The 19,996-nt window shown below is 71.7% G+C and carries 18 protein-coding genes; 2 read left to right on the top strand and 16 right to left on the bottom strand.

All coding sequences use genetic code 11. The annotated features are described in order from the left end of the window. Positions 1 to 94: 94 nt before the first annotated feature. The 9 genes from pdxS to ACYVD5_RS12895 form a co-directional block, all read right to left on the bottom strand. A complete protein-coding gene (gene pdxS, locus ACYVD5_RS12935) occupies positions 95 to 1,015 on the bottom strand; it encodes a pyridoxal 5'-phosphate synthase lyase subunit PdxS (protein ID WP_461001245.1) in 921 nt (306 codons plus the stop codon). A 299-nt stretch (positions 1,016 to 1,314) separates the two neighbouring features. After that, positions 1,315 to 1,869, bottom strand: a complete 555-nt coding sequence (locus ACYVD5_RS12930; RefSeq protein ID WP_461001244.1) for a hypothetical protein — start codon at positions 1,867 to 1,869, stop codon at positions 1,315 to 1,317. 6 nt (positions 1,870 to 1,875) lie between these two features. Continuing rightward, positions 1,876 to 3,024: a glycosyltransferase family 4 protein gene (locus ACYVD5_RS12925; protein WP_461001243.1), complete on the bottom strand. Its 1,149-nt coding sequence runs from the start codon at positions 3,022 to 3,024 to the stop codon at positions 1,876 to 1,878. Next, positions 3,021 to 4,016 (bottom strand): phosphatidylinositol mannoside acyltransferase, encoded by a 996-nt coding sequence (locus ACYVD5_RS12920; RefSeq protein ID WP_461001242.1) that lies wholly within the window; start codon positions 4,014 to 4,016, stop codon positions 3,021 to 3,023. Before ACYVD5_RS12920 ends, ACYVD5_RS12925 begins: the two co-directional genes overlap by 4 nt. Before the next feature lie 14 nt (positions 4,017 to 4,030). Then, positions 4,031 to 4,669 carry a phosphatidylinositol phosphate synthase gene (gene pgsA, locus ACYVD5_RS12915; protein WP_461001241.1) on the bottom strand — a complete coding sequence of 213 codons (639 nt, stop codon included), beginning with the start codon at positions 4,667 to 4,669 and terminating at the stop codon, positions 4,031 to 4,033. 87 nt (positions 4,670 to 4,756) lie between these two features. After that, entirely contained in the window at positions 4,757 to 5,152 is a 396-nt protein-coding gene (locus ACYVD5_RS12910) for a thiol-disulfide oxidoreductase DCC family protein (protein ID WP_461001240.1), read from the bottom strand. Between the two features lie 25 nt (positions 5,153 to 5,177). Continuing rightward, positions 5,178 to 5,723 carry an HIT family protein gene (locus ACYVD5_RS12905; RefSeq protein ID WP_461001239.1) on the bottom strand — a complete coding sequence of 182 codons (546 nt, stop codon included), beginning with the start codon at positions 5,721 to 5,723 and terminating at the stop codon, positions 5,178 to 5,180. Between the two features lie 138 nt (positions 5,724 to 5,861). Beyond that, positions 5,862 to 6,728, bottom strand: a complete 867-nt coding sequence (locus tag ACYVD5_RS12900; protein WP_461001238.1) for a TerC family protein — start codon at positions 6,726 to 6,728, stop codon at positions 5,862 to 5,864. Positions 6,729 to 6,851: 123 nt separating this feature from the next. Then, positions 6,852 to 8,516, bottom strand: a complete 1,665-nt coding sequence (locus ACYVD5_RS12895; RefSeq protein WP_461001293.1) for a DUF885 domain-containing protein — start codon at positions 8,514 to 8,516, stop codon at positions 6,852 to 6,854. 162 nt (positions 8,517 to 8,678) lie between these two features. Here ACYVD5_RS12895 and ACYVD5_RS12890 point away from each other — a divergent pair, with 162 nt between their 5' ends. Beyond that, on the top strand, positions 8,679 to 9,368 hold the full coding sequence (locus tag ACYVD5_RS12890) for a cyclase family protein (protein ID WP_461001237.1): 690 nt from the start codon (positions 8,679 to 8,681) through the stop codon (positions 9,366 to 9,368). Positions 9,369 to 9,538: 170 nt separating this feature from the next. On the opposite strand, the gene ACYVD5_RS12885 is transcribed toward ACYVD5_RS12890, so the two are convergent. The 4 genes from ACYVD5_RS12885 to ACYVD5_RS12870 all read right to left on the bottom strand — a co-directional run bounded on the left by ACYVD5_RS12885 (position 9,539) and on the right by ACYVD5_RS12870 (position 14,810). Next, the gene (locus tag ACYVD5_RS12885) at positions 9,539 to 10,129 is read right to left on the bottom strand and encodes a GTP-binding protein (RefSeq protein WP_461001292.1); all 591 of its coding nucleotides are present in this window, start codon (positions 10,127 to 10,129) and stop codon (positions 9,539 to 9,541) included. 34 nt (positions 10,130 to 10,163) lie between these two features. After that, the gene (locus tag ACYVD5_RS12880) at positions 10,164 to 10,655 is read right to left on the bottom strand and encodes a DUF742 domain-containing protein (protein ID WP_461001236.1); all 492 of its coding nucleotides are present in this window, start codon (positions 10,653 to 10,655) and stop codon (positions 10,164 to 10,166) included. A 23-nt stretch (positions 10,656 to 10,678) separates the two neighbouring features. Further along, the gene (locus ACYVD5_RS12875) at positions 10,679 to 11,080 is read right to left on the bottom strand and encodes a roadblock/LC7 domain-containing protein (RefSeq protein WP_040275589.1); all 402 of its coding nucleotides are present in this window, start codon (positions 11,078 to 11,080) and stop codon (positions 10,679 to 10,681) included. A gap of 238 nt (positions 11,081 to 11,318) precedes the next feature. Next, positions 11,319 to 14,810 (bottom strand): sensor histidine kinase, encoded by a 3,492-nt coding sequence (locus tag ACYVD5_RS12870; RefSeq protein WP_461001235.1) that lies wholly within the window; start codon positions 14,808 to 14,810, stop codon positions 11,319 to 11,321. A gap of 482 nt (positions 14,811 to 15,292) precedes the next feature. On the opposite strand from ACYVD5_RS12870, the gene ACYVD5_RS12865 reads away from it, so the two are divergent. Then, on the top strand, positions 15,293 to 16,483 hold the full coding sequence (locus tag ACYVD5_RS12865) for a D-alanyl-D-alanine carboxypeptidase family protein (RefSeq protein ID WP_461001234.1): 1,191 nt from the start codon (positions 15,293 to 15,295) through the stop codon (positions 16,481 to 16,483). A 139-nt stretch (positions 16,484 to 16,622) separates the two neighbouring features. On the opposite strand, the gene ACYVD5_RS12860 is transcribed toward ACYVD5_RS12865, so the two are convergent. From ACYVD5_RS12860 to ACYVD5_RS12850, 3 genes are all read right to left on the bottom strand, one after another. Beyond that, the gene (locus tag ACYVD5_RS12860; protein WP_461001233.1) at positions 16,623 to 17,303 is read right to left on the bottom strand and encodes a hypothetical protein; all 681 of its coding nucleotides are present in this window, start codon (positions 17,301 to 17,303) and stop codon (positions 16,623 to 16,625) included. 151 nt (positions 17,304 to 17,454) lie between these two features. Continuing rightward, the gene (locus ACYVD5_RS12855; RefSeq protein ID WP_461001232.1) at positions 17,455 to 18,477 is read right to left on the bottom strand and encodes a LacI family DNA-binding transcriptional regulator; all 1,023 of its coding nucleotides are present in this window, start codon (positions 18,475 to 18,477) and stop codon (positions 17,455 to 17,457) included. Positions 18,478 to 18,557: 80 nt separating this feature from the next. After that, positions 18,558 to 19,994 (bottom strand): GH1 family beta-glucosidase, encoded by a 1,437-nt coding sequence (locus ACYVD5_RS12850; protein ID WP_461001291.1) that lies wholly within the window; start codon positions 19,992 to 19,994, stop codon positions 18,558 to 18,560. Between the last annotated feature and the right edge of the window lie 2 nt (positions 19,995 to 19,996).

The following is a 19,996-nucleotide window of genomic DNA, read 5'->3' as shown; positions in this document are numbered from 1 at the left end:
GCCGCCGGCCTGCGGCGCGGCGGTAGGCGCGGACCGCCCGGCCGCCGGCTCGGCCGCGGGCCGCGCCGGCGGCCGGGTCCGGGTTGGCGGGTGTTTACCAGCCGCGCCCGGCGTAGCGCTCGTTTTCGTCCAGGTCGTCGAGGTTGATGCCGACCATGGCGTCGCCGAGGCCGCGCGAGACCTTCGCGATGACCTCGGGGTCGCGGTAGTGCAGGGTGGCCTGGACGATGGAGTCGGCCCGCTTGGCGGGGTTGCCCGCCTTGAAGATGCCCGATCCCACGAACACGCTTTCGGCGCCGAGTTGGCGCATCAGCGCGGCGTCGGCGGGCGTGGCCACACCGCCCGCCGAGAACAGCGGCACCGGCAGCTTGCCGAGGCGGGCGACCTCCTTGACGACCTCATAGGGGGCCTGGATCTCCTTGGCGGCGCCGAACAGTTCGGCTTCGTCGAGGGTGCCCAGCCGGCTGATCTCGCGCCGGATGGAGCGCATGTGGCGGGTGGCCTCGACGACGTTGCCGGTGCCGGCCTCGCCCTTGGAGCGGATCATGGCCGCGCCCTCGGCGATGCGGCGCAGGGCCTCGCCGATGCTGGTGGCGCCGCAGACGAACGGAACGGTGAAGGCCCACTTGTCGACGTGGTAGGCCTCGTCGGCGGGGGTGAGGACCTCGGACTCGTCGATGAAGTCGACGCCGAGGGACTCCAGCACCTGGGCCTCGACGAAGTGGCCGATGCGGGCCTTGGCCATGACCGGGATGGAGACGGCCTCGATGATGCCGTCGATCATGTCGGGATCGGACATGCGCGCCACACCGCCGTGCTGGCGGATGTCGGCGGGCACCCGCTCCAGGGCCATGACCGCCACGGCTCCGGCGTCCTCGGCGATGCGGGCCTGCTCGGGCGTGACCACGTCCATGATCACGCCGTTTTTGAGCTGCTCTGCCATCCCGCGCTTGACGCGGGTGGTGCCGACGGCGCTGCCGGCGCTGCCGGCCGTAGTGTCAACGGTGCTGGTCACGGTTGCGGACTCCCAAGGCTCGGGCGGGCGGGGTGCGGGGACGGGCGGGTGTGCCGGAGACGGAACGGGGCACGTCAGCGGCACGGTCCGGGTGGTGTCCCCGATCCCATGGTAGTTCACCCGTTCGTATGGCTTCTGTGGTCGTCAACAGTGCGCAGGGCGCTGGTGTTCCAGCCGGGTGCCGGCACGGCGCGGACGGGCCCGGCGCGAGCAGGGCGCGAGCGGGCGCGAGCCGACGCGGACACGGCATGCCGCACGCGGATGCCCGCCGCCGCCCGCTCGGGCGCCGCGCGGCACGGTCACGGCACGGCGCCTGCCGGCGGTTCGTCGTCCATCTCGAAGAACTCGGGCATCGGGGCGCTGCCGGCCAGCCGCAGCAGCCGCACCAACCGGCTCGACCGGGCCTCGCGGATTCCGGCCACGGCGTCGTTGTAGAAGCGCCGGGCCAGCAGCACGCGTTTGGCCGCCGCCTCGACCTCGGCGAACACGTCCTCGTTGCCGCCGTGGGACAGGGCCAGTTCGGTGGCGAAGCCGGGTTCGTCCACCACCGCCCGCAGGGCGCGCGAAAGGTTGCTTTCGGCGAGCTCGCGCGCGCTGCGGCCGCGCCCGTGCGCGCGCCGCGCTTGGCCGGCGGCGTCACCCAGCAGCACCGCCGAGGCCGGTTCCAGCGCAGGCGACGATGCCAGCTCCAGCACGACCGCCCCGCGCCGCAGCAGCGCCGCATCCAGTGCGGCGTAGGCGGTCTCGACCCGGGTGTGCAGCCGGTCCAGCCGCCCGGCCCGCCACGACACGTACGCCGACAGCAGCACCAGCGCCGCAACGGCCAGGGCAACGGCGGAGGTCCATCCGGGCATCGCCGGCTACACGCTTTCCCGGCGCCCGGCGGTGACCGGCTGCCGGCCGCCGCCTCCGGACAGCACGGTCTCGTAGACGCGGACGACGTCGGTCGCCACCGTGCGCCAGTCGTAGGCGCGCACGGCCGCGCGGGCCGCGTGCGACAGTGTCTCGCGGCGTGCCGGGTCGTCCAGGAGTTGCTCGGCGCCGCGGGCCAGGTCGCGGGCATCGCCCACGGCGAACGTGTGGCCGGCCTCGCCTGCGCGCAGCACCTGCGAGAAGGCGGGGATGTCGCTGGCCAGGATCGGCGCCCCGGCCGACATCGCCTCGGCGAGTACGATGCCGAAGCTCTCGCCGCCGAGGTTGGGCGCGCAGAAAATGTCGACCGAGTGGTAGGCGCGCACCTTGTCGACATCGTCGAGCAGGCCCGGCACCACCACGCGTTCGCGCAACCCGGCCGGCACGCGTTCGCGGATGTCGCCGTTGGTTCCGGGACCCGCTACCAGCAGCCGCAGGCCGGGCCGGCTGGCGCCGAGCATGCCGAACGCTTCCAGCAGCACGCCCAGGCCCTTGCGGGGTTCGTCGAGCCGGCCCAGGAAACCGATCGCGCCGCCTTCGCCCGGCCAGCCGTCAAAGGGGCGGGCCTCGGCGAATCGGTCGACGGCCACACCGTTGGGGATGAGCACCGCGTCGCCGCCCAAGTGTTCCACGAGGGTCCTGCGTGCGGCGTCGGAGACCGCGATGCGGCCGTTGATCTTCTCCAGGGCGGGCTGCAGTGCGCCCGCTGACACGGCCAGCGCCCGCGAACGGGGGTTGGCGGCGTGGAACGTGGCCACGATCGGGCCCTCGGCCACCCAGCACGCCAGCAGCGACAGGCTGGGCGCCGCGGGTTCGTGCACGTGCAGCACGTCGAAGGCGCCCTCGCGGATCCAGCGGCGCACCCGCCCGGCGGCGCGGAATCCGAACGACAGCCGCGCCACCGACCCGTTGTAGGGGACCGGCACGGCGCGCCCGGCCGAGACCACGTAGGGCGGAAGCTCGGCCTCGGAGTCGCACGGTGCCAGGACCGACACCTCGTGCCCCAGGTGCAGCAGGGCTTCGGCGAGGTCGCCGACGTGCTGCTTGACGCCGCCGGGGACCTCCCAGGTGTAGGGGCAGACCAGACCGACCCTCATGGCCTCATTCGCCTCCGACTCCGGCTGGGACCGCGCCGCGGAGCCGGGGACCCCGGTACGGCGGGGGACACCGGTCCGCTACCCGCGGAACCCGGATTCTCACGGGGCGGCAGGTCGGCGGTGAAGACCCGCTGGAGCATGTGCCAGTCCTGGGGGTGCTCGGCGATGGCGTTCTCGAACACCCGCGCCAGCTCCTGGGTCATGGCCTGCACCCGCTCGCTGCGCCCGCCGGCGGCCGGCACCGGGATCTCCGGGTGGATGTGCACCCGCATGCGTTCGCCCGCATACCACAGGGTCACCGGCAGCAGAGCGGCGCCGGTGCGCTCGGCCAGTGCCGCAGGACCGGCGGGCATCCGGGCGCGGTGGCCGAAGAGGTCGACCTCCACCCCCCTTTCGGTCAGGTCGCGGTCGGCGAGCAGGCAGACGAGCCGCCCGCTGCGCAGCCGGCGGGCGAGGACCCCGGCGCTGTGGCCGGGGCCGCCGGTCAGCGGCAGGACTTCCATGCCGATGCCTTCGCGGAAGGCCGCGAACCGTTCGAACAGGGCCTCGGGGCGCACCCGCTCGGCCACCGTGGTCAGCGGGATGCCGCAGTGGGTGATCCACGCCCCCGCCAGGTCCCAGTTGCCCATGTGCGGCAGGGCGGCGACCACCCCGCGCCCGGCGGCGGTGTTGCTGCGGACGGCTTCGGCGCCGGTGCAGTCGACCCGGGCCAGGACCTGCTCGCGGGTGAGGGCGGGCAGCGTGAACATTTCGTAGAAGTAGCGAAGGTAGGAGCGCATTCCGGCACGGGAGAGCGCGCGGATGTGCTCGGGAGCGGCCGCGGGCCCGGCCGCACGCGCCAGGTTGGCCTCCAGTCGCAGCACACCTGCGCTGCGGCGCCGCCACGAACGGTCGGCGGCGGCGCGGAAGGCTGCGCGTCCTGCGCGCTCGGGTACGCGCCGCAGCAGCGCCCAGCACAGGATGTACAGCGCCGCCGCAACGCGTTCGCCCATTGCCCGACCGCCTCTCAGAAGGCTCCGGTGTCGTCGGCGTCGGCGGTGCTGCGCGGCCGGGTGAGCCGGTTGTAGGTCTCGATGAGCCGCTGCACGATGGTGACCCCGCTGATCGCGGCCAGCAGCCACAGCCCGACGGGCATCACGTAGGGCACGCCCAGCCCGCCCAGGCCTACGGCGACCAGGATGACCACCAGCCGTTCGGAACGTTCGGCGACCCCGACATCGCAGTTGGCGCCCAACGCCTCGGAACGCGCCTTGATGTAGGAGACACCGAACCCGCTGACCAGGCAGAACAGGGTTACACAGCCCAGGATGAGGTCGTCGCCGGCCCCGAAGAACCACACCGTCAGCCCACTGAGTATCGCGGCGTCGGAGAGGCGGTCGAGGGTGGAGTCGAGGAAGGCCCCCCACTTGCTGGTGCGGCCGGAGGCGCGGGCGACCGCACCGTCGAGCATGTCCAGCAACACGAAGATGGTGACGATCACCGAACCGACGTAGAGATATCCCAGGGGGTAGAAGACGAGTGCGCTGACGACGACGCCGAAGGCGCCGACGATGGTGACCATGCTCGGTGTGACACCGAGCCGGGCCAGCAGCCGGCCCAGCGGCAGCAGCATCCGGTCGGACAGGGGACGCAGGTATCTCAGCATGATCCCTCAAGATCGTATGGCGGAGGCGGGGGCGCCGGCCGCACGGCACTCCGGGGCGCCGTCAACCGGAAGGCGCGCCGCTTGGGGTCACGAACCGTGCTCCGGCCGGTCCAGGCGGCAGGCGGGGGTGCCGCCGGGCATCATGTGCCGGTGGCCGGAGATCCAGTGGTAGGCCGCGGCGCCGAGCGCGCGCAGGGGTGCCAGGCGCAGCAGCCAGCCGGCGACGGGCCATACCGGGCGGCCGCTGGACAGCAGCAGCACGCCGATGGCGTCGATGCCGCCCCAGATGCGCTTGCCTGCGGCGTCCAGCAGCAGGACCTCCTCCTGCGCGCGGCCCTGGGTGGCCGGCGAAAGGTCGCTGTGCTGCCAGGGCACCGTATGCAGCCGCGGCTCGACGAAGCGGCGGGCGAAGTGGACGCTGCTGGTGCAGAAGCCGCAGTCGCCGTCGAAGACCAGCACGGGTGCGGGATGCTGCGTGGCCATGGTGCTCACCTCCGGGGCGCTCGCTTCAGGCATCGGGCCAGGCTTGGGCGAGGGATTCGCGGGTCTGCTGGAGGAGCTCCGGCAGGACCTTGGTGCGCCCGATGACGGGCATGAAGTTGGTGTCGCCTTCCCAGCGGGGCACGATGTGCTGGTGCAGGTGCGCGGCGATACCGGCGCCGGCCGCGGAACCGAGGTTCATGCCGATGTTGAAGCCTTGCGGGGTGAAGGCGTTGCGCACTGCCGTGATACCGGCCTGGGTGAGCAGGGCGAACTCGGCGGCCTCGGAGTCGTCGAGGTCGGTGTAGTCGCCGACGTGGCGGTAGGGGCAGATGAGCAGGTGCCCGCTGTTGTAGGGGTAGAGGTTGAGCACGGCGTAGGCGGCCTTGCCGCGGGCGACCACGAGGCCTTCGGAGTCGGAAAGCCCGGGTGCGCGGCAGAACGGGCAGTCGTCGCCGGGTGCGGGGCCGCTGGGCTTGTTCTCGCCCTTGATGTAGGCCATCCGGTGCGGGGTCCACAGGCGTTCGAAGCCGTCGGGGTCGCCGAAGGGGGCATCCCGGTCGGCTTCGTTCATGGTGTGCTCACCTCACCGTGTCGTGTAGCGGCGCCGGGGACGGCGCCGCGGCCCGGCCCGGACGGCGCCGCGCTGTCTACTGGTCTCCAGCATATGAGGCGCGGCGCCGCGGAACCGAACCGTGCGCGGGCGCAGAGGTCACTCGGCGGATTTCTCGGCGGACTCCGCTGCGGGCGCCGGTGCCGCGTCCTCGGCCGCGGAGCCGGAGGTTCCGCCGACCGCGGCGGGAGCCGTGTCAGGGCCGCCGGAGCCGGCGCTGCCGTCGTCCTCGGAGTAGCGGCTGGCCAGCTTGACCGGCTTGCCGCGGGCGCGCTGGCGCAGCAGGTTGAGGATCTCAACGAACAGCGAGAAGCCCATGCAGGCGTAGATGTAGCCCTTGGGCACGTGGAAGCCGAGCCCGTCGGCGACCAGGGTCATGCCGATGAGCAGCAGGAACGCCAGCGCCAGCATCTTGACCGTGGGGTGTGCGTTGACGAAGCGGCTGAGCGGCGAGGCGAGCGCGAGCATGACGATCACGGCGATGACGACGGCCGCGACCATGACCCAGATGCCGTTGGGCTGGTCGCCGATCATGCCCACGGCGGTGATGACCGAGTCGAGCGAGAAGACGATGTCGAGCGCAACGATCTGGATCAGCACCGCGCCCATGGCCGCGCGGACCTGCGAGCCGGCGTGTCCTTCTTCGCCTTCGAGGCTTTCGTGGATCTCGTAGGTGGCCTTGCCGATGAGGAACAGGCCGCCGACGAGCAGAATGAGCGACTGCCCGCTGAACTCGACCCCGACGACGGTGAACAGCGGCTCGGTCAACCGCATGATCCAGGTGATGGAACCGAGCAGGAGCAGCCGGCTGATCAGCGCCAGACCGATGCCGAGCTGGCGCGCGCGGGCGCGCTGGCTCTCGGGCAGCTTGTTCGCCAGAATCGAGATGAAGACGAGGTTGTCAATGCCGAGGACGATCTCCAGCGCTGTGAGCGTGAAGAATCCGATGATCAGGTCAGTGGTCATGGCGGTGTCGTCAGCTCCGGGGATTCGGGAATCAGGGGGCCGGGGGGCAGGGGCGGGCGTCAGGAGTCTAGGGCATCCCGAGGTGTGGGTTCGGCCGGCACCCGCCGGGCGCGCGCGGCCGGATCAGGCCGGTGGCAGCCCCAGCAGTGTGCGCAGATGGCGCGGTGCCGGCGATCCGTGGGACAGCACGGTGTCGTGGATTTCGCGGGTGGAGGCGCCTGGCCGCGCGGCGCCGAGATCGCGCACGATGGCCGCGACCTCCTGGTAACCGACGTAGTAGGTGGACAGCTGCGCGCTGGAGAGCTGGGCGCGGCGCCACTTGCCGGCGGCCTCGCCCTCTTCTTGGTGCCCGCGTTCGGTGAGCAGCGACATGGCCTCGGATTCGGTCATGCCGCGGGCATGGACACGGACGTCCAGGATGGCGTTGATGATCATCCGCAGCCGGGTCTTGAGCTGGACCAGCCGCAGCCGCCGGTTGAGGTCGGGGTCGTCGGCGCACCAGCCCTCGTTCTGCAGGGCTTCTTCGGCATAGACGGCCCAGCCTTCGATGAAGGTGTGGCTGCTCAACGCTTGGCGCAGCCGGGTGCCGCCGGAGTAGCGCGCGGCGTGGGCGAGCTGCAGTGCGTGGCCGGGTACGCCCTCGTGGACCATGAGTTCGCGCAGCATGGCCGCGTTGTATTCGCGGTAGAACGACGCCTGGCGTTCGGCGGGCCAGTCGGCGGGCGGCGGCGCGACGGCGACGAGGGTGGGGCGTTCCGGCGCCGGCGAGAGCGGGCCGGGCGGATCGCAATAGGCCACGGCCATGCCGCAGCGGGATTCGGGCATCGGGATGACGCGCACCGCGTGGTCGGGAATGGTTGCGAAGTCGAGTTCGCGGACGCGGCCGACGAGGTGCTCCAGCGCCTGTTCGCAGGCGGGGCGCACGGTGTGTTCGGTGGTGGCGGCATCGGCGGCGATGCGGTCGAGGACCTCGCGGACCTGGCCCGGGTGGGGCGGTGCGCCGGCGAAGTCGGATGCGGCCTCGGCGATGGCTTCTTCGGTGGCGAGGAGATCGCTTTCGGCGCGGGTGAGCAGGGCGTCCTGGGAGAGCTCGGAGTCGAGCGTGTACCAGAGCCGGGCGGCGTGGTCGCGGGCGCCCAGGCGGGGATCGGAATCGGCGGTGTCGACCTGCGAACCCAGCCAGTCGATGTGGTGGCGCAGCGCAGCGGCGGCGGATTCGCGGGCGGGGTCGATTTCGGCGCGCAGGGACGGCACCTGTTCGAGGAGGGTGTCGATGCCGCCGCTGAGCAGGCCGAGGATGCCCGCAGCACGGTCGGCGGCGGTCTGCACGTGCACACGCGGCATGCCGGGGCCGCCGGCGAGGCGGGTGCGCGCGGTGTCGAGGAAGTCGGGGACGGCGGCGCAGCGCGCGGTCAGGGCGCGCAGGCGGTCGCCGGCGGGCAGGTCTTCGCCGGCGATCAGGCCGTAAAGGGCGTCGCCGGGCAGGTGCAGCAGGGGGTCCCAGGTCTGCGGGCGGAGTTCGGTGAGCTGCCACAGGTCGGCGAAAACGCGGTTGCGCAGCATCTCAAGGTCGACACGGTCGGCCGGGGGCAGCAGCAGGTCGTCGATTTCGTCGAGGGCGCCGAGGGCGTCGGTGAGCACGCCGGCCCGCCGGGAATCGGCATCGGCGGAGTGATCCGGGAGCCGGTCGGCGAAGCGGTGGTCGCCGAGTTCGTCGGCCCATTCGGGGGCGTCCTCGAGCAGCGCGTCGAGGATGCGTTCGCCGGCCGAGTGGAAGCGGTCGGTCATGGCGTTGGCGCCGGGATCGGGCTGGTCCTGGGAAGGGTCGGAAGTCATCGCCTGCTATCTTGCCTCCTCAGCGCCTGCGGCGCACCCCTTGTCCACAGGGTCGCGGGTGCCGGTACCGCGGCGCCGGGCCGGCGCCGGCGCGCGAGCTGAGAGAGGACATCCGTGCACAGCACCCGCATCATCCGCATCGTCGACCTGAGCAGGCCGATCGGCCCCGAGACCCAGGCCTTTCCGGGCGACCTCCAGCCGCACCTGGAGCGCTCGGCCACAGTCGCAGCCGACGGGTACAACTCCACGGGCGTGCACATGAGCTCGCACAGCGGTACCCACGCCGACGCGCCTTACCACTTCCTCCCGGACGGCCCGCGGCTGCAGGAACTGCCGTTGGAGCGGTTCACCGGGCCCGCGGTGGTGGTCGAGGCGACCGGACGCGCCGACCGCTCCCCCATCACCGCCGATGACCTCGGTGCCTGGCGCGACCGTTTCGTGCCGGGTGCGGTGGTGCTGGTGCACACGGGGTGGGCGGCTTACTACGGCACGCCGCGCTACTTCGACCACCCTTATCTCGACGGCTCGGCGGCGCGGCTGCTCGCAGATTCGGGGGTCCGCTGCGTGGGCATCGACGCGCCCAGCCCCGACTCCACACCGCACGGCCCGCATCCGCAGGGCGACTGGGCGGCACACCTGGCCGTGCTGGGAGCGGGCGGCACCATCATCGAGAACCTCTGCGGCCTGGAGGGGATCGACTTCGCCGACCCGCTGTTCTGCGCCCTGCCGATCCACCTCAGCAGCGGCGACGGCGCACCGGTTCGCGCCGTGGCCATGCAAACGGGTACGGGCACAACCGTGTAAGCCGCCGCGGGCACCGGCACCGCCACCTCGTGGCGGGCACCGCCCCGAGCACGAACGGCACGGGCCGGCGGGTCATCCCGCCGGCCCGTGCCGGGGCCGCGCCGACCCGCGGCGGGTCGGGCGCCGGCCCGCATATCGTTGCCTGCCTCCGGATGCCCGGCCGGCCCGGCTTACCTCCAGGAGCCCTGCCCGCCCGTTGACGTGGGCTGGCCCGCACTGCCGGGGTCTCCGACGGTGATGGCGTGCTCCACCAGGGTGATGAGGGTCTGCTTGGTGGAGGATCGGTCGCGCGCGTCCAGCTGGACGATGGGGATCTCCGGGCTGAGGGTGAGTGCGTCGCGTACCTCGGCGGCGGCGTGCGGGTAGTACCCGTCGAAGCCGTTGATCGCCACGATGAAGGGCAGCCGCGCCTCTTCGAAGTAGTCGATGGCCGGGAAGCAGTCGGCCAAGCGGCGGGTGTCGACCAGTACCACGGCGCCGATGGCGCCTTTGACCAGGTCGTCCCACATGAACCAGAAGCGGTGCTGGCCCGGGGTACCGAACAGGTAGAGGATCAGGTCGGAGTCCAGGGACACCCGGCCGAAGTCCATCGCCACGGTGGTGGTCTGCTTGTCCGGCGTCTTGGCGAGGTCGTCGACCCCGACGCTGGCGCTGGTCATGACCGCCTCGGTGGTCAGCGGCACGATCTCGGAGACGGAGCCGACGAAGGTCGTCTTTCCGACACCGAAGCCTCCGGCGACGACGATCTTGACCGACGTCATCGCACTCGCCGCGGCAGCGCCCTCGTCGGCCGCGCTAGAGCTTGCGAAGTCCACTGAGCACCCTTTCAAGAAGGTTGGCGTTGGGCCGACTGTCGGTGTTGTTCGACGACCTGATCTGCAGCAGTCCCTGTTCGGACATGTCCGCAACGAGCACCCGCGCGACACCGAGCGGAATACGCAGCAGTGCCGAAACCTCGGCCACGGAGCGCCATTCGCGGCACAGATCGCTGATGGCCTGGCACTCGGGAGTGAGGGTCCCCGATTCGGCGCGCGCCGTGTCGGTCGAGGAGATCAGGGTCTCCAGTGGCAACTGGGACTTCGGCTTGGTGCGCCCCTTGGTCACAGCATAGGGGCGCACCAGGGAACTGTGGGAGCTGTTGGCCGCCGCCTGCTGGTCGGCGTTGTTCTGGGTTGGTCGTGGAACGTCCGCGCCGCCCGGGCCGGCCGCCGGCGGCCTGGCGGCGCCGGCGGACTGCTGCTGCCCGAACCACGAGGCGTTCCCGGCATCTCGACTGTGAGGTGCCACCACGTCCTCCTGTCGGTGGTGGTTCAGTGGATTCCCGAGGTACGCGCCGCTGGAGTCAGCGCACGCCCGGCCCGCTCGACGAGCAGCGTCATTTCATAGGCGACCAGCCCGAGGTCGCACTCAGCGGCCGCGAGTACGGCCAGGCAGGAACCGTCGCTGATCGACATGATCAGCAGGAGCCCGCGCTCCATCTCAACGACGGTCTGCGCGACGGCGCCGCCCTCGAAGACCCTGGAGGCCCCTTGGGTCAGGCTCGACAACCCCGAGGCGATGGCGGCCAACTGGTCGGCCCGGTCCGCGGGGAACCCGGTCGAGGAAGCGAGTGGGAGCCCGTCCGACGAGACGACGATCGCGTGCGCAACATCCGGAACGCGGTTTGCGAAGTCAGTGATCAGCCAGTTGAGCTCGTTCACCGGTTGATTCATCTGCTCTCCTGTCCGTTTCGGCCGGGGGATCGGCGGCGGCCCGCAGGCCGGCCGTCGGCCGAGTGGGCTCCTGTAGTGACCTTATTCGGTTGCTTGCTGCTGATCATCACGGGACGTTCCGCTGATGGTAATCCATCGCTTTTCCGTGGTATGTCAGGGCCTCGGGGTGGTGGGGGGATGGGTTTCGGTTCGGGTCCGCGGCGAGTCGGACCGCGCCTGACCGTACTCGCACTGAGCACTAGTTCTCCTCGTTCTGCGGATCGCCGGCCTGGTTGCGGCCTTCCCGCACCCCGCGCTGGAAACCCGAGAAGCGGTTGCGCACCCGGTCGGCGGAGCGGGTCGGGACTTGCTTGACGTTCTCCGGTGTCGGAGCGGTTCCGGGCACAAGGTTTGCCTTCGGAACGCGTTTTGGCAAGCCCGAAGTCGTCAGTCCGCCCGCCATGGGCTCGGCGGCGGTCTGCGCCGCCTGCCAGCCGCGGTCGGCCTCCGAGTGCCACTCGTCCTCGGTGCGGTAGGGCTGCGCGGCAGCAGGATCGGTGCCGTTCTGGGGCTGTGCCGGGGTTTCGGCCCGCGGCCGGGCCGGGGGTTCGGCCGGCGGCTGGGCGGCGCCCTGCGGGCCCTGGTCGTGCTGCATGTGCTCATCACCGTGGGGCCCAGTGGATCCGTTCGCGCCGCCCGTTTCGGCGGGGGCGGCGTCGTAGCGCGGCCGTTCCGCCGCCTGGGGGCGCTGCTGCGGCTGCTCCGGGCGACCGCGTTGGGCCGCGGCACCGGCACCGGGGTCGGCTCCGAATCTCGGCAGCGGCCCGGTCTCGGGCTCGGCCGCGGGGCCGCCGCTGCGCCGGCGGAACCAGTTGGACTCTATTGCATCGAAGATCGGCAGGGTCTCCGAGCCGCCTTCGGGCGAGGGCGGCACGACGGTGTTCTGCCCGGCGCCTGCACCCGAGCCGCCGCCGTAGCGCCGCGACAGGTAGGCGGTCGAGCCGTAGCCGTCGCGGTTCTCGGGCTCGTTCCGCTCCTGGCGCCCTCCGTCGGCACCGGCGGCCTGCGCGCGGTGCTCCTCGGGGCGGTGTTCCTGAGGACGGTACTCGCGGGGCTGCTCGTACCCGTTGGCACCATTGGCACCATTGGTTCCGTTGGCGCCGTTGGCCCAGCCGCGGTCGGCCGGAGCCGATGCGGGCGGCGCGGGCGGCGCGGCGCCCCAGGGGTTCGAGTCCTCGGCCGGCCGGCCGAAGGGCGCAGCGGATGCCGAGTCCTGCCGCTGCTGCTCCTCGGGGCGCTGCTGCGGTTCGGGGCGCCGTTGCTGCTGGCGCCGCTGCCCGGTGTCCCAGGCGTCCCACTGCGACGTTGCGCTGGGAGGCTGCTCGGCACGGGGCGGCTCAGCGGGCTGCGCCGGTGGTGCGGCCGGAGGCTGGGCCGGTGCGGCCGGAGGTTGCGGCGGCCGGCTCGGTTCGGGGTTGGCGGGCGGCAGGTTCCAGCCGCTGCCCGACCACAGGTCCTCACCGCTGGGCGGGTGCTCCTCGGCGGCCTGGCCGGCGCGGTTGCTTGTGCCCGGGTCGCGCTTGGGGAGCTGGGGCTGGGCGGGCTCGCGCCGCTCGCCCCAGATGGAGGGCTCCGGCGGGGCGGGGTTGGCCGCGAACGCCGCCGTGGCCTCGGCATAGGTGTCCGGGGCGCCGGGTTGGGCCGGGGCCTCCAGCGCCGGCGGCTGCTCCACCGGCGTGATCAGCAGGTCGGGCGGGAAGATCGCGATGGCGGTGACACCGCCGTTGTGCGCCTCGTCCAGGCGCACCCGGATACCGTGCCGGGCGGCCAGGCGGCTGACCACGAACAGGCCCATCCGGCGCGAAACGCCGACGTCGATGACCGGCGGCTGGGACAGCCGCTCGTTGACGGCGCGGATCTCCTCCGGCGGCATGCCGATACCGCTGTCGATGACCTCCACGCGCACCCCGCCGTTCTCCAGCACCTGGGCGCTGACGGCGACCTGGGACTCGTTGGAGGAGAAGGACGTGGCGTTCTCGACCAGCTCGGCCACCAGGTGGATGACGTCGTTGACCGGGCGGCCCAGCACCGAGATGTGCGAAGGTGCCCGCACGTTGATGCGCTCGTACTCCTCGACCTCGGAGATGGCGCCGCGCAGCACGTCGACGAGCGGAACCGGCTGGGCCCACTTGCGCGTGTTGTCCTGACCGGAAAGCACCAGCAGGTTCTCGTTGTTGCGGCGCATGCGGGTGGCGAGGTGGTCGAGCTGGAACAGGTCGGACAGCCGCTCGGAGTCCTGCTCGCCCTGCTCCAGACCGTCGATCAGCCGCAACTGGCGTTCCACCAGGGTCTGGCTGCGCCGGGAGAGGTTGACGAACATCGCGTTGACGTTGCTGCGCAGCGCGGCTTCGTCCGATGCCAGGCGCAGCGCCACGCGGTGGACCTCGTCGAAGGACCGGGCGACCTCGCCGATCTCGTCGCGGCTGAGGACCTCGATGGGTACGACGTCCGGTTCGCCGTCCGGCGTACTGGACTCCTGCATGCGCGAGATCGCGCCGGGCAGGTCGTCCTCTGCGACGCGCAGTGCGCCCTCCCGCAGTACGCGCAGCGGGCGTACCAGGGAGCGCACCACCGTGGTGGTCAGCATGAAGACGGCGATGAGCACGGCCAGCACGAGAGCGGACTCCAGTACGGCCCGGTTCAGTGCGCCGGTGCGCAGCCCGTCGGCCTGGGCGCGGACCGAGGAGGCGAGGTTCGACTCGATATCGGCCATCCGGTCCAGCACCACTCCGACGACCTTTTCGTAGGCCGCGGGGGTGTCGCCGGGGGTCAGCCCGCTGAGGTTCTGGCCGTCCCGGGCGCGCATGACGATGCGCAGGCGGGTGGTGGCCATCTGGCTGACCTCCGCGCCGACGAACGTCTCCTCGTAGAACTGGCGCTGGGCGGTGGTCGCGCTGTTTCGGAAGTTCTCGCGCTCGTTCTCGAAGGTTGCGCGGCTGTCCTCAACCTCGGAGCGGATGCCCTCGGACATGTTGCCGCGCAGCAGCGAGTGCAGCATGAGCGCGCCCTCGTAGGAGACCTGCTCGCCCGCCTTGCTGATACCCGTCAGCGCCCGCACGCTCTCGCGCAGCTCGGTGTCGCTGGTGCCCTCTGCGATGGTCTGGTTGAAGTCGGAAAGCGAATCGAGGACCTGGCCGTACTTGGTCGCCATCGGCAGCACGGTCAAGCGGGTGTTCTGCACCTCGTCGCGTACCCGGTCGAGGTTGCTCATCGCGGCCTGCATGCTGCTCAGGCGGTTGGCTGCCAGCTGGCTACCGGGGTCGCTCATGCCGTCGATGAGGTTCTGGACCTCCTGCTGGGCCTGGCGGCTCTCCTGGATCTGCTCCTGGAGCAGCTCCAGCGACTGCTGGGAGCGCTCCTCGTAGTTGGGGTTGTCGGCGATGTAGCCGGCGGCCGCCACCCGTTCGCTCCCCAGCTCGGCGGCCAGACCGACAACCGCCTCGCCCAGAGCGGCCGCTCCCTCGATCCGGTCGTGGGTCACGGTGTTGACGATGCTCTCCGAGATCCGCAGGCCGCCCAGGATCAGGGCGACCGCTGTGGGGATCACGATGAGGGCGACCAACCGGGGCCGCACGCGCCATTCGCGCAGCGACCACCACCGCCGCCGGGGCTCCGCCGGCGCGGCACCGCGGTCGGCTTGCGGTGCGCTCGGAGGCGCACCGCCTCCGTCATCTGTCGCTCGTGTCGGCACGGACCCTCGCAACCTTTCGTGTTTCACCGCCTCAACCGCCGGATTCCTGTTTCCCCGTGGGCGATACCGGATCCGCGTGAAGCCGATTGGGCCTATGGGGTCGAACCCGACTCGGCCCGCCGCATGCGGCGGTCGGCGCGGAATAGGGTGGGATTCCGCGCCCGGGTGCACCCTCAGGGGGAATGAAGAGGCGTTGTGCACCATAAACCAAAAATGGTGCACGTGAGGTTGATAGCGTACCAATCCGCGCAGATGCCGCGCCGCTCACCTTCGGACACACGGCGGGCGCACCGCCCGCTCCGCGCGTGCGGCAGTGCCGCCACCAGGCCCGACCCGCGGTCCATGCCGGGGCGATCCGACGGATATCGGTCCGCCCGAATCACAAAAATAACTTTTTGGACACGCCCCCGACTATGGGTACATCTACCACCGCTTCGTGTCATCGTCCCAGGTGAGAGCCGTGGCGAGCCGAGGGGGCGCATGTGGACCAGAGGCGACGGCATGCGCTGCGGCCCGGCCGCCACCGCAGCCGGTGCGGCCGCGCAGCGGAGATCCTGTGCCTGGCACTGTGCGCCGCAACCTTCGTTGCGGCACCGGCCGGTGCCGCCTCCACCGGCGGCCGCGGGCAGCACTCCGCGGACACATTGGCGGACCGCCTCGCGGGGGTGCACGCCCGCCTGGACCGCCTCTACGCCCGTGCCGACGATCGGATCCTCGACTACGCCGATGCCGCCGCAGAACTGGAACAGGCCGAGGAGGACAGCAGGTCGGCCGACCTGGCCGCCGAACGCGCGCGGGACCGGACCGCCGAAACCCGCAAGGACGCCGCCGCCTATGCCGCGGCCGCCTACAAGGGCGCCGACACCGGGCCGGCCCTGGCCTGGAGCACGGCCGAGGGACCCCAGCAGGCCCTGGACCGCGGCGCCGACCTGGCGCTCATCGGGCACCGGCGCAGCAGCGCGGTCGGCACCGCCGCAGCAGCGCTCAGCGCCGCGGAAACCCTCAGCGAACGCGCGGACGCGGCCGAGGCCGACCGGCGCACCGCAGCCGAGGAAGCGGCCCGGGCCGAGGACGACGCGCTGGAGGCCGTCGCCGAGCAGGAGGACGCCCTGGCCGACCTCACCGCCGAGCAGTCGGCCATCCAGGCCGACCTGGCCGACCTGGCCGGCGCACGCGGCTCCGGTGCAGGCGAAACGGGCGGCGCAGCCGAAGCGGGCGGTGCGGGCGGTGCGGGTTCCGGCCGGGCCCAAGGCGTATGCGCGCCGGCGGCGGAAGCCGGTCCCGGCACCCATCCCAACGGCCGCATCCCGGCCGCGGCGCTGTGCCCGCTGCCCCAGTCAGGCCAACTGCTGCGGCCCGGCGCCGCCGCGGCCTTCACCGCGCTCGATGGCGCGTTCCGCGAACATTTCGGACGTCCGATCTGTGTGACCGACTCCTACCGGCCGTTCTCCGAGCAGGTCCGGCTCTTCCGCGAGAAAGCGGCGGGCAAGGCGGCGAGCCCGGGAACGAGCGCCCACGGCAGCGGGACGGCGGTGGACCTGTGCGGCGGTATCAACCGGAACGGCTCGCCCGAGTACCGCTGGATGCTGCGCAACGCCCCTGGACACGGATGGCACAACCCGCCATGGGCGCGCGGCGGGTTCGAGCCCTGGCACTGGGAGTACACGGCTTAAGCCCTGTTTGGGAAGTGTGTGTTAGCGGCGCCGAGGGCGGCGGGCGGTCCACCCGGGGGCCTCGCTGCTGCACAGGGCCATGATCACCGGGATCACTCCCCCAGAAGAGACCGTCGTCACGCGCCGCCCCGTGCAGGCCTCAGACCCCTGCGCCGACGCGCACCTCGAACTCGCCGAGGCCGCCACCGTCGATGTAGAGCTCCTCGCCGCGTTCGAGCGGCCGGGTGCAGGAGGTCAGCGCCGCCACGGCAAAGCCCTCGCGGCCGACCGCGGCCCAGTCCGGGCCGCCGTCCAGCTCGGCCTGGGCCAGCGCCGTACCCTCGACCGCGGCTTCCACACGCAGCGGCGAACCGTCGAACTCGTCGTGGGTGACTATGGCCGGGCCCAGGCTCAGCGCCACCTGGCCGCCCTCAGGCGTGCGCCACAGGCACGCCGGGGTGTAGCCCGCGTGGTATCCCTGGCCGCCGAACAGGGCCAGGACCCCGACCGTGGCGGTGACGGCCGATCCTCCGGCGGGCAGCACGACACCGTCGTCGGTGCCGCGGACCAGCGCCGGGTCGAGGGTTGTCCAGGCGCCGTCCACCCGGGCGGATATCGGCCGCTCCAAATGCACCGGCGCGCACAGCCGGGTCTCGAACTCGACGATGATCTCGACCGGGGCGGCAAGCGCCTTGTGGTACGCGTCGGCGAGCATGTCGCGGCTCTGCTTCAGCAGTTCCGAAACGCTCTGCGCGCCCGGATATCCGAAGACGCAGCCGTCGTCGATGACGCCCGAGCGCTTCTCACCGCCACTCGGCGAAAGGTAGGTGACCCACCGCATCGAATGCTCCCCTCCCCGCAGCCGCTGGGCCTTTCGGCCATTTCCTCCCAGCTTCACGCTATCCCGGTGAAAGGGGTCGCCGGACCGCTATTGCCCTCCCGCAAGTCTGCATGCGCGGATCTTTGATCCCGCACACTTCCGGCCGGTGTGTTCAGCCGGATTCGCGGATGACCAGATGGGTGTCCAGGACCTGTTCGCTGAAATCGGCGTGGCCCGGGATCGCGACATCGGCCAGGATGCGCGCCATCTCGCCGCCCATGCGCTCGGTGGGCTGGTGCACGCTCGTCAGCGGCGGGTCGCTGTGCGAGGCGAAGGAGGAGTTGTCGTAGCCGATGACGGCGACGTCGTCGGGTATGCGCCGCCCCGATGCCCGCAGGACCCGCATCACCGCCAGCGCCATGGGGTCGGAGGCGACGAACACGGCTTCGAGCCCGGGGGCGGATTCGAGCAGCGCCCGCATCGCGGCCTCGCCGCTCTCGTAGCTGAAGTCGCCGCGGGCGATCTGGGTCGTGGGGGTGGGCAGACCGCTGTCGCGCATGGCCGTCAGGTAGCCCTCCAGCCGGTCCTCGCCGGCGACCATGTCGGGCGGTCCGGCCACCGTGCCGATACACCGCCGCCCGGTCTCGACAAGTCGGGTGGTGGCGGTACGCGCCCCGCCGATGTTGTCGATGTCGACATAGTGGATGGGGTGGTGTGTCTGCCACGAGGGCCGGCCGCCGATCACGCACGGCACCCCCGCTTCGGCCAGGCGGTCCGGCAGCGGGTCGTCGGCGTGCAGCGAGACCAGCAGCACACCGTCGACGTGGTGGGCGGTCAGGTAGTCGCCCAGCCGGCCGTACTCGTCGGGGGAGCGCACCGTCGTCAACAGCAGTTGCAGATCGCGCTCGTTGAGCGCGGCGCTGACACCGCGGACGATGTGGGCGAAGAACGGCTGGGCGAAAAGGCGGTCGTTGGGCTCGGGCACGACCAGCGCGACCGTGTCCGTGCGCCGGGTCACGAGCGTGCGCGCGGCATGGTTGGGCACATAGCCCAACTCGGCGATGGCATCGCGCACAGCCTCGCGCGTCGCCGGGCTGACCTGGTCCGACCCGTTGATGACCCGTGAAACGGTGCCGCGACCTACCCCGGCCCGCGTTGCCACCATCTCCAGCGTCGGTCGCCGGAGGCCACTCATCGCAACACCTTTCCCCCATACCCCGCAGCGTCGGGTGTGACCGCGGCCCCCGCGGTCACACCCCTACAAGCATTGCACGGCTACGACCTGGGCAGACCACCCCGGCGGACCACATCGGCGTACCAGTGCCCGCTGTCCTTGACACGGCGGCGCTGGGTCTCGTAGTCGACGTGTACGACCCCGAAACGCTGAGAGTAGCCCCAGGCCCACTCGAAATTGTCCAGTAGCGACCAGACGAAGTACCCGTGCATGGGCACACCGGCCTTGAGTGCCTCGTGCACGATGCGCAGATGGGCATCGATGTAGGCCACCCGGTCGGGGTCGTGCACCTGGTCGTCGGCGCTGACCTCGTCGTCGTAGGCCGCACCGTTCTCATGGATGTACATGGGTACGCCCGGGCACTCGGCCGCCAGCCGCACCAGGACCTCGTACAGCCCGGTGGAGTCGATCTCCCAGCCGATTCCGGTGCGCGGCAGGCCCTGGCTGACGAAGACGACGTCGTCGCAGCCGACGAAGGCCCCGCCGTCGCCGCCGCTTTCGATACGCGCCGGGTCGATGCCGTCGGTGGTGGCCGATACCCAGTGCGGGGTGTAGTAGTTGACGCCCAGGTGGTCCAGCGGCGCCGAGACCACTTCCAGGTCGCCGTCGCGGACGAACCCGAAGTCGCTGATGCCGGCGAGGTCCTCGACCATGTCAGCGGGGTAGCTCCCCTGGAACAGCGGGCCGGTGAAGACCCGGTTGCGCACAGCGTCGGCGCGGCGGGCCACCGCCACGTCGGCCGGCGAGGTGGTGTAGGGCCGCAGCGTGGTCTGGTTGAGGGTCAGCCCCACGCGGCGGTCGCCGCCCGGATCGCGCAGCACCCCCGCCGCCAGGCCGTGGCCCAGTAGCAGGTGGTGGGCCGCGGCCAGCGCGGCGGCCGGCTCGCGCCTGCCCGGCGCGTGCACGCCCTGGGCATAGCCGAGGAAGGCGGCGCACCAGGGCTCGTTCAGCGTCGTCCAGTCGCGGACCCGGTCGCCGAACGCCTCGCGCAGCACTTCGGCGAACTCGGCGAAGCGGTAGGCGGTGTCGCGGTTGGGCCAGCCGCCCTTGTCCTCCAGGGCTTGGGGCAGGTCCCAGTGGTAGAGGGTGGGCCAGGGGGTGATGCCGGCCTCCAGCAGGCTGTCCAGCAGCCTGTCGTAGAAGTCCAGCCCCGCCTGGTTGACCGCTCCCCCGCCCTCGGGCAGGATCCGCGGCCAGGCCAGGGAGAACCGGTAGGCGCCGATACCCATGTCGCGCATGATGGCGACGTCCTCGGTGTAGCGCCGGTAGTGGTCGACTGCGGGCTCGCCGGTGTCTCCGTTGAGCACCTTGCCCGGGGCCGCCGCGAAGGTGTCCCAGATGCTGGGGCCGCGGCCGTCGGCGGTAGTGGCCCCCTCGATCTGGAAGGACGCGGTAGAGGCGCCCCACACGAAGCCCTCGGGGAAGCGGACCGCGGCCTCCCGATCGGTGCCGGTGGTCGGATCGGCGACGGTGGACACGT

This window comes from Streptomonospora sediminis, from assembly GCF_054778995.1.
The sequence above is the reverse complement of the archived record's forward strand: the minus strand, read 5'-3'. Positions and strand labels throughout refer to the sequence as shown.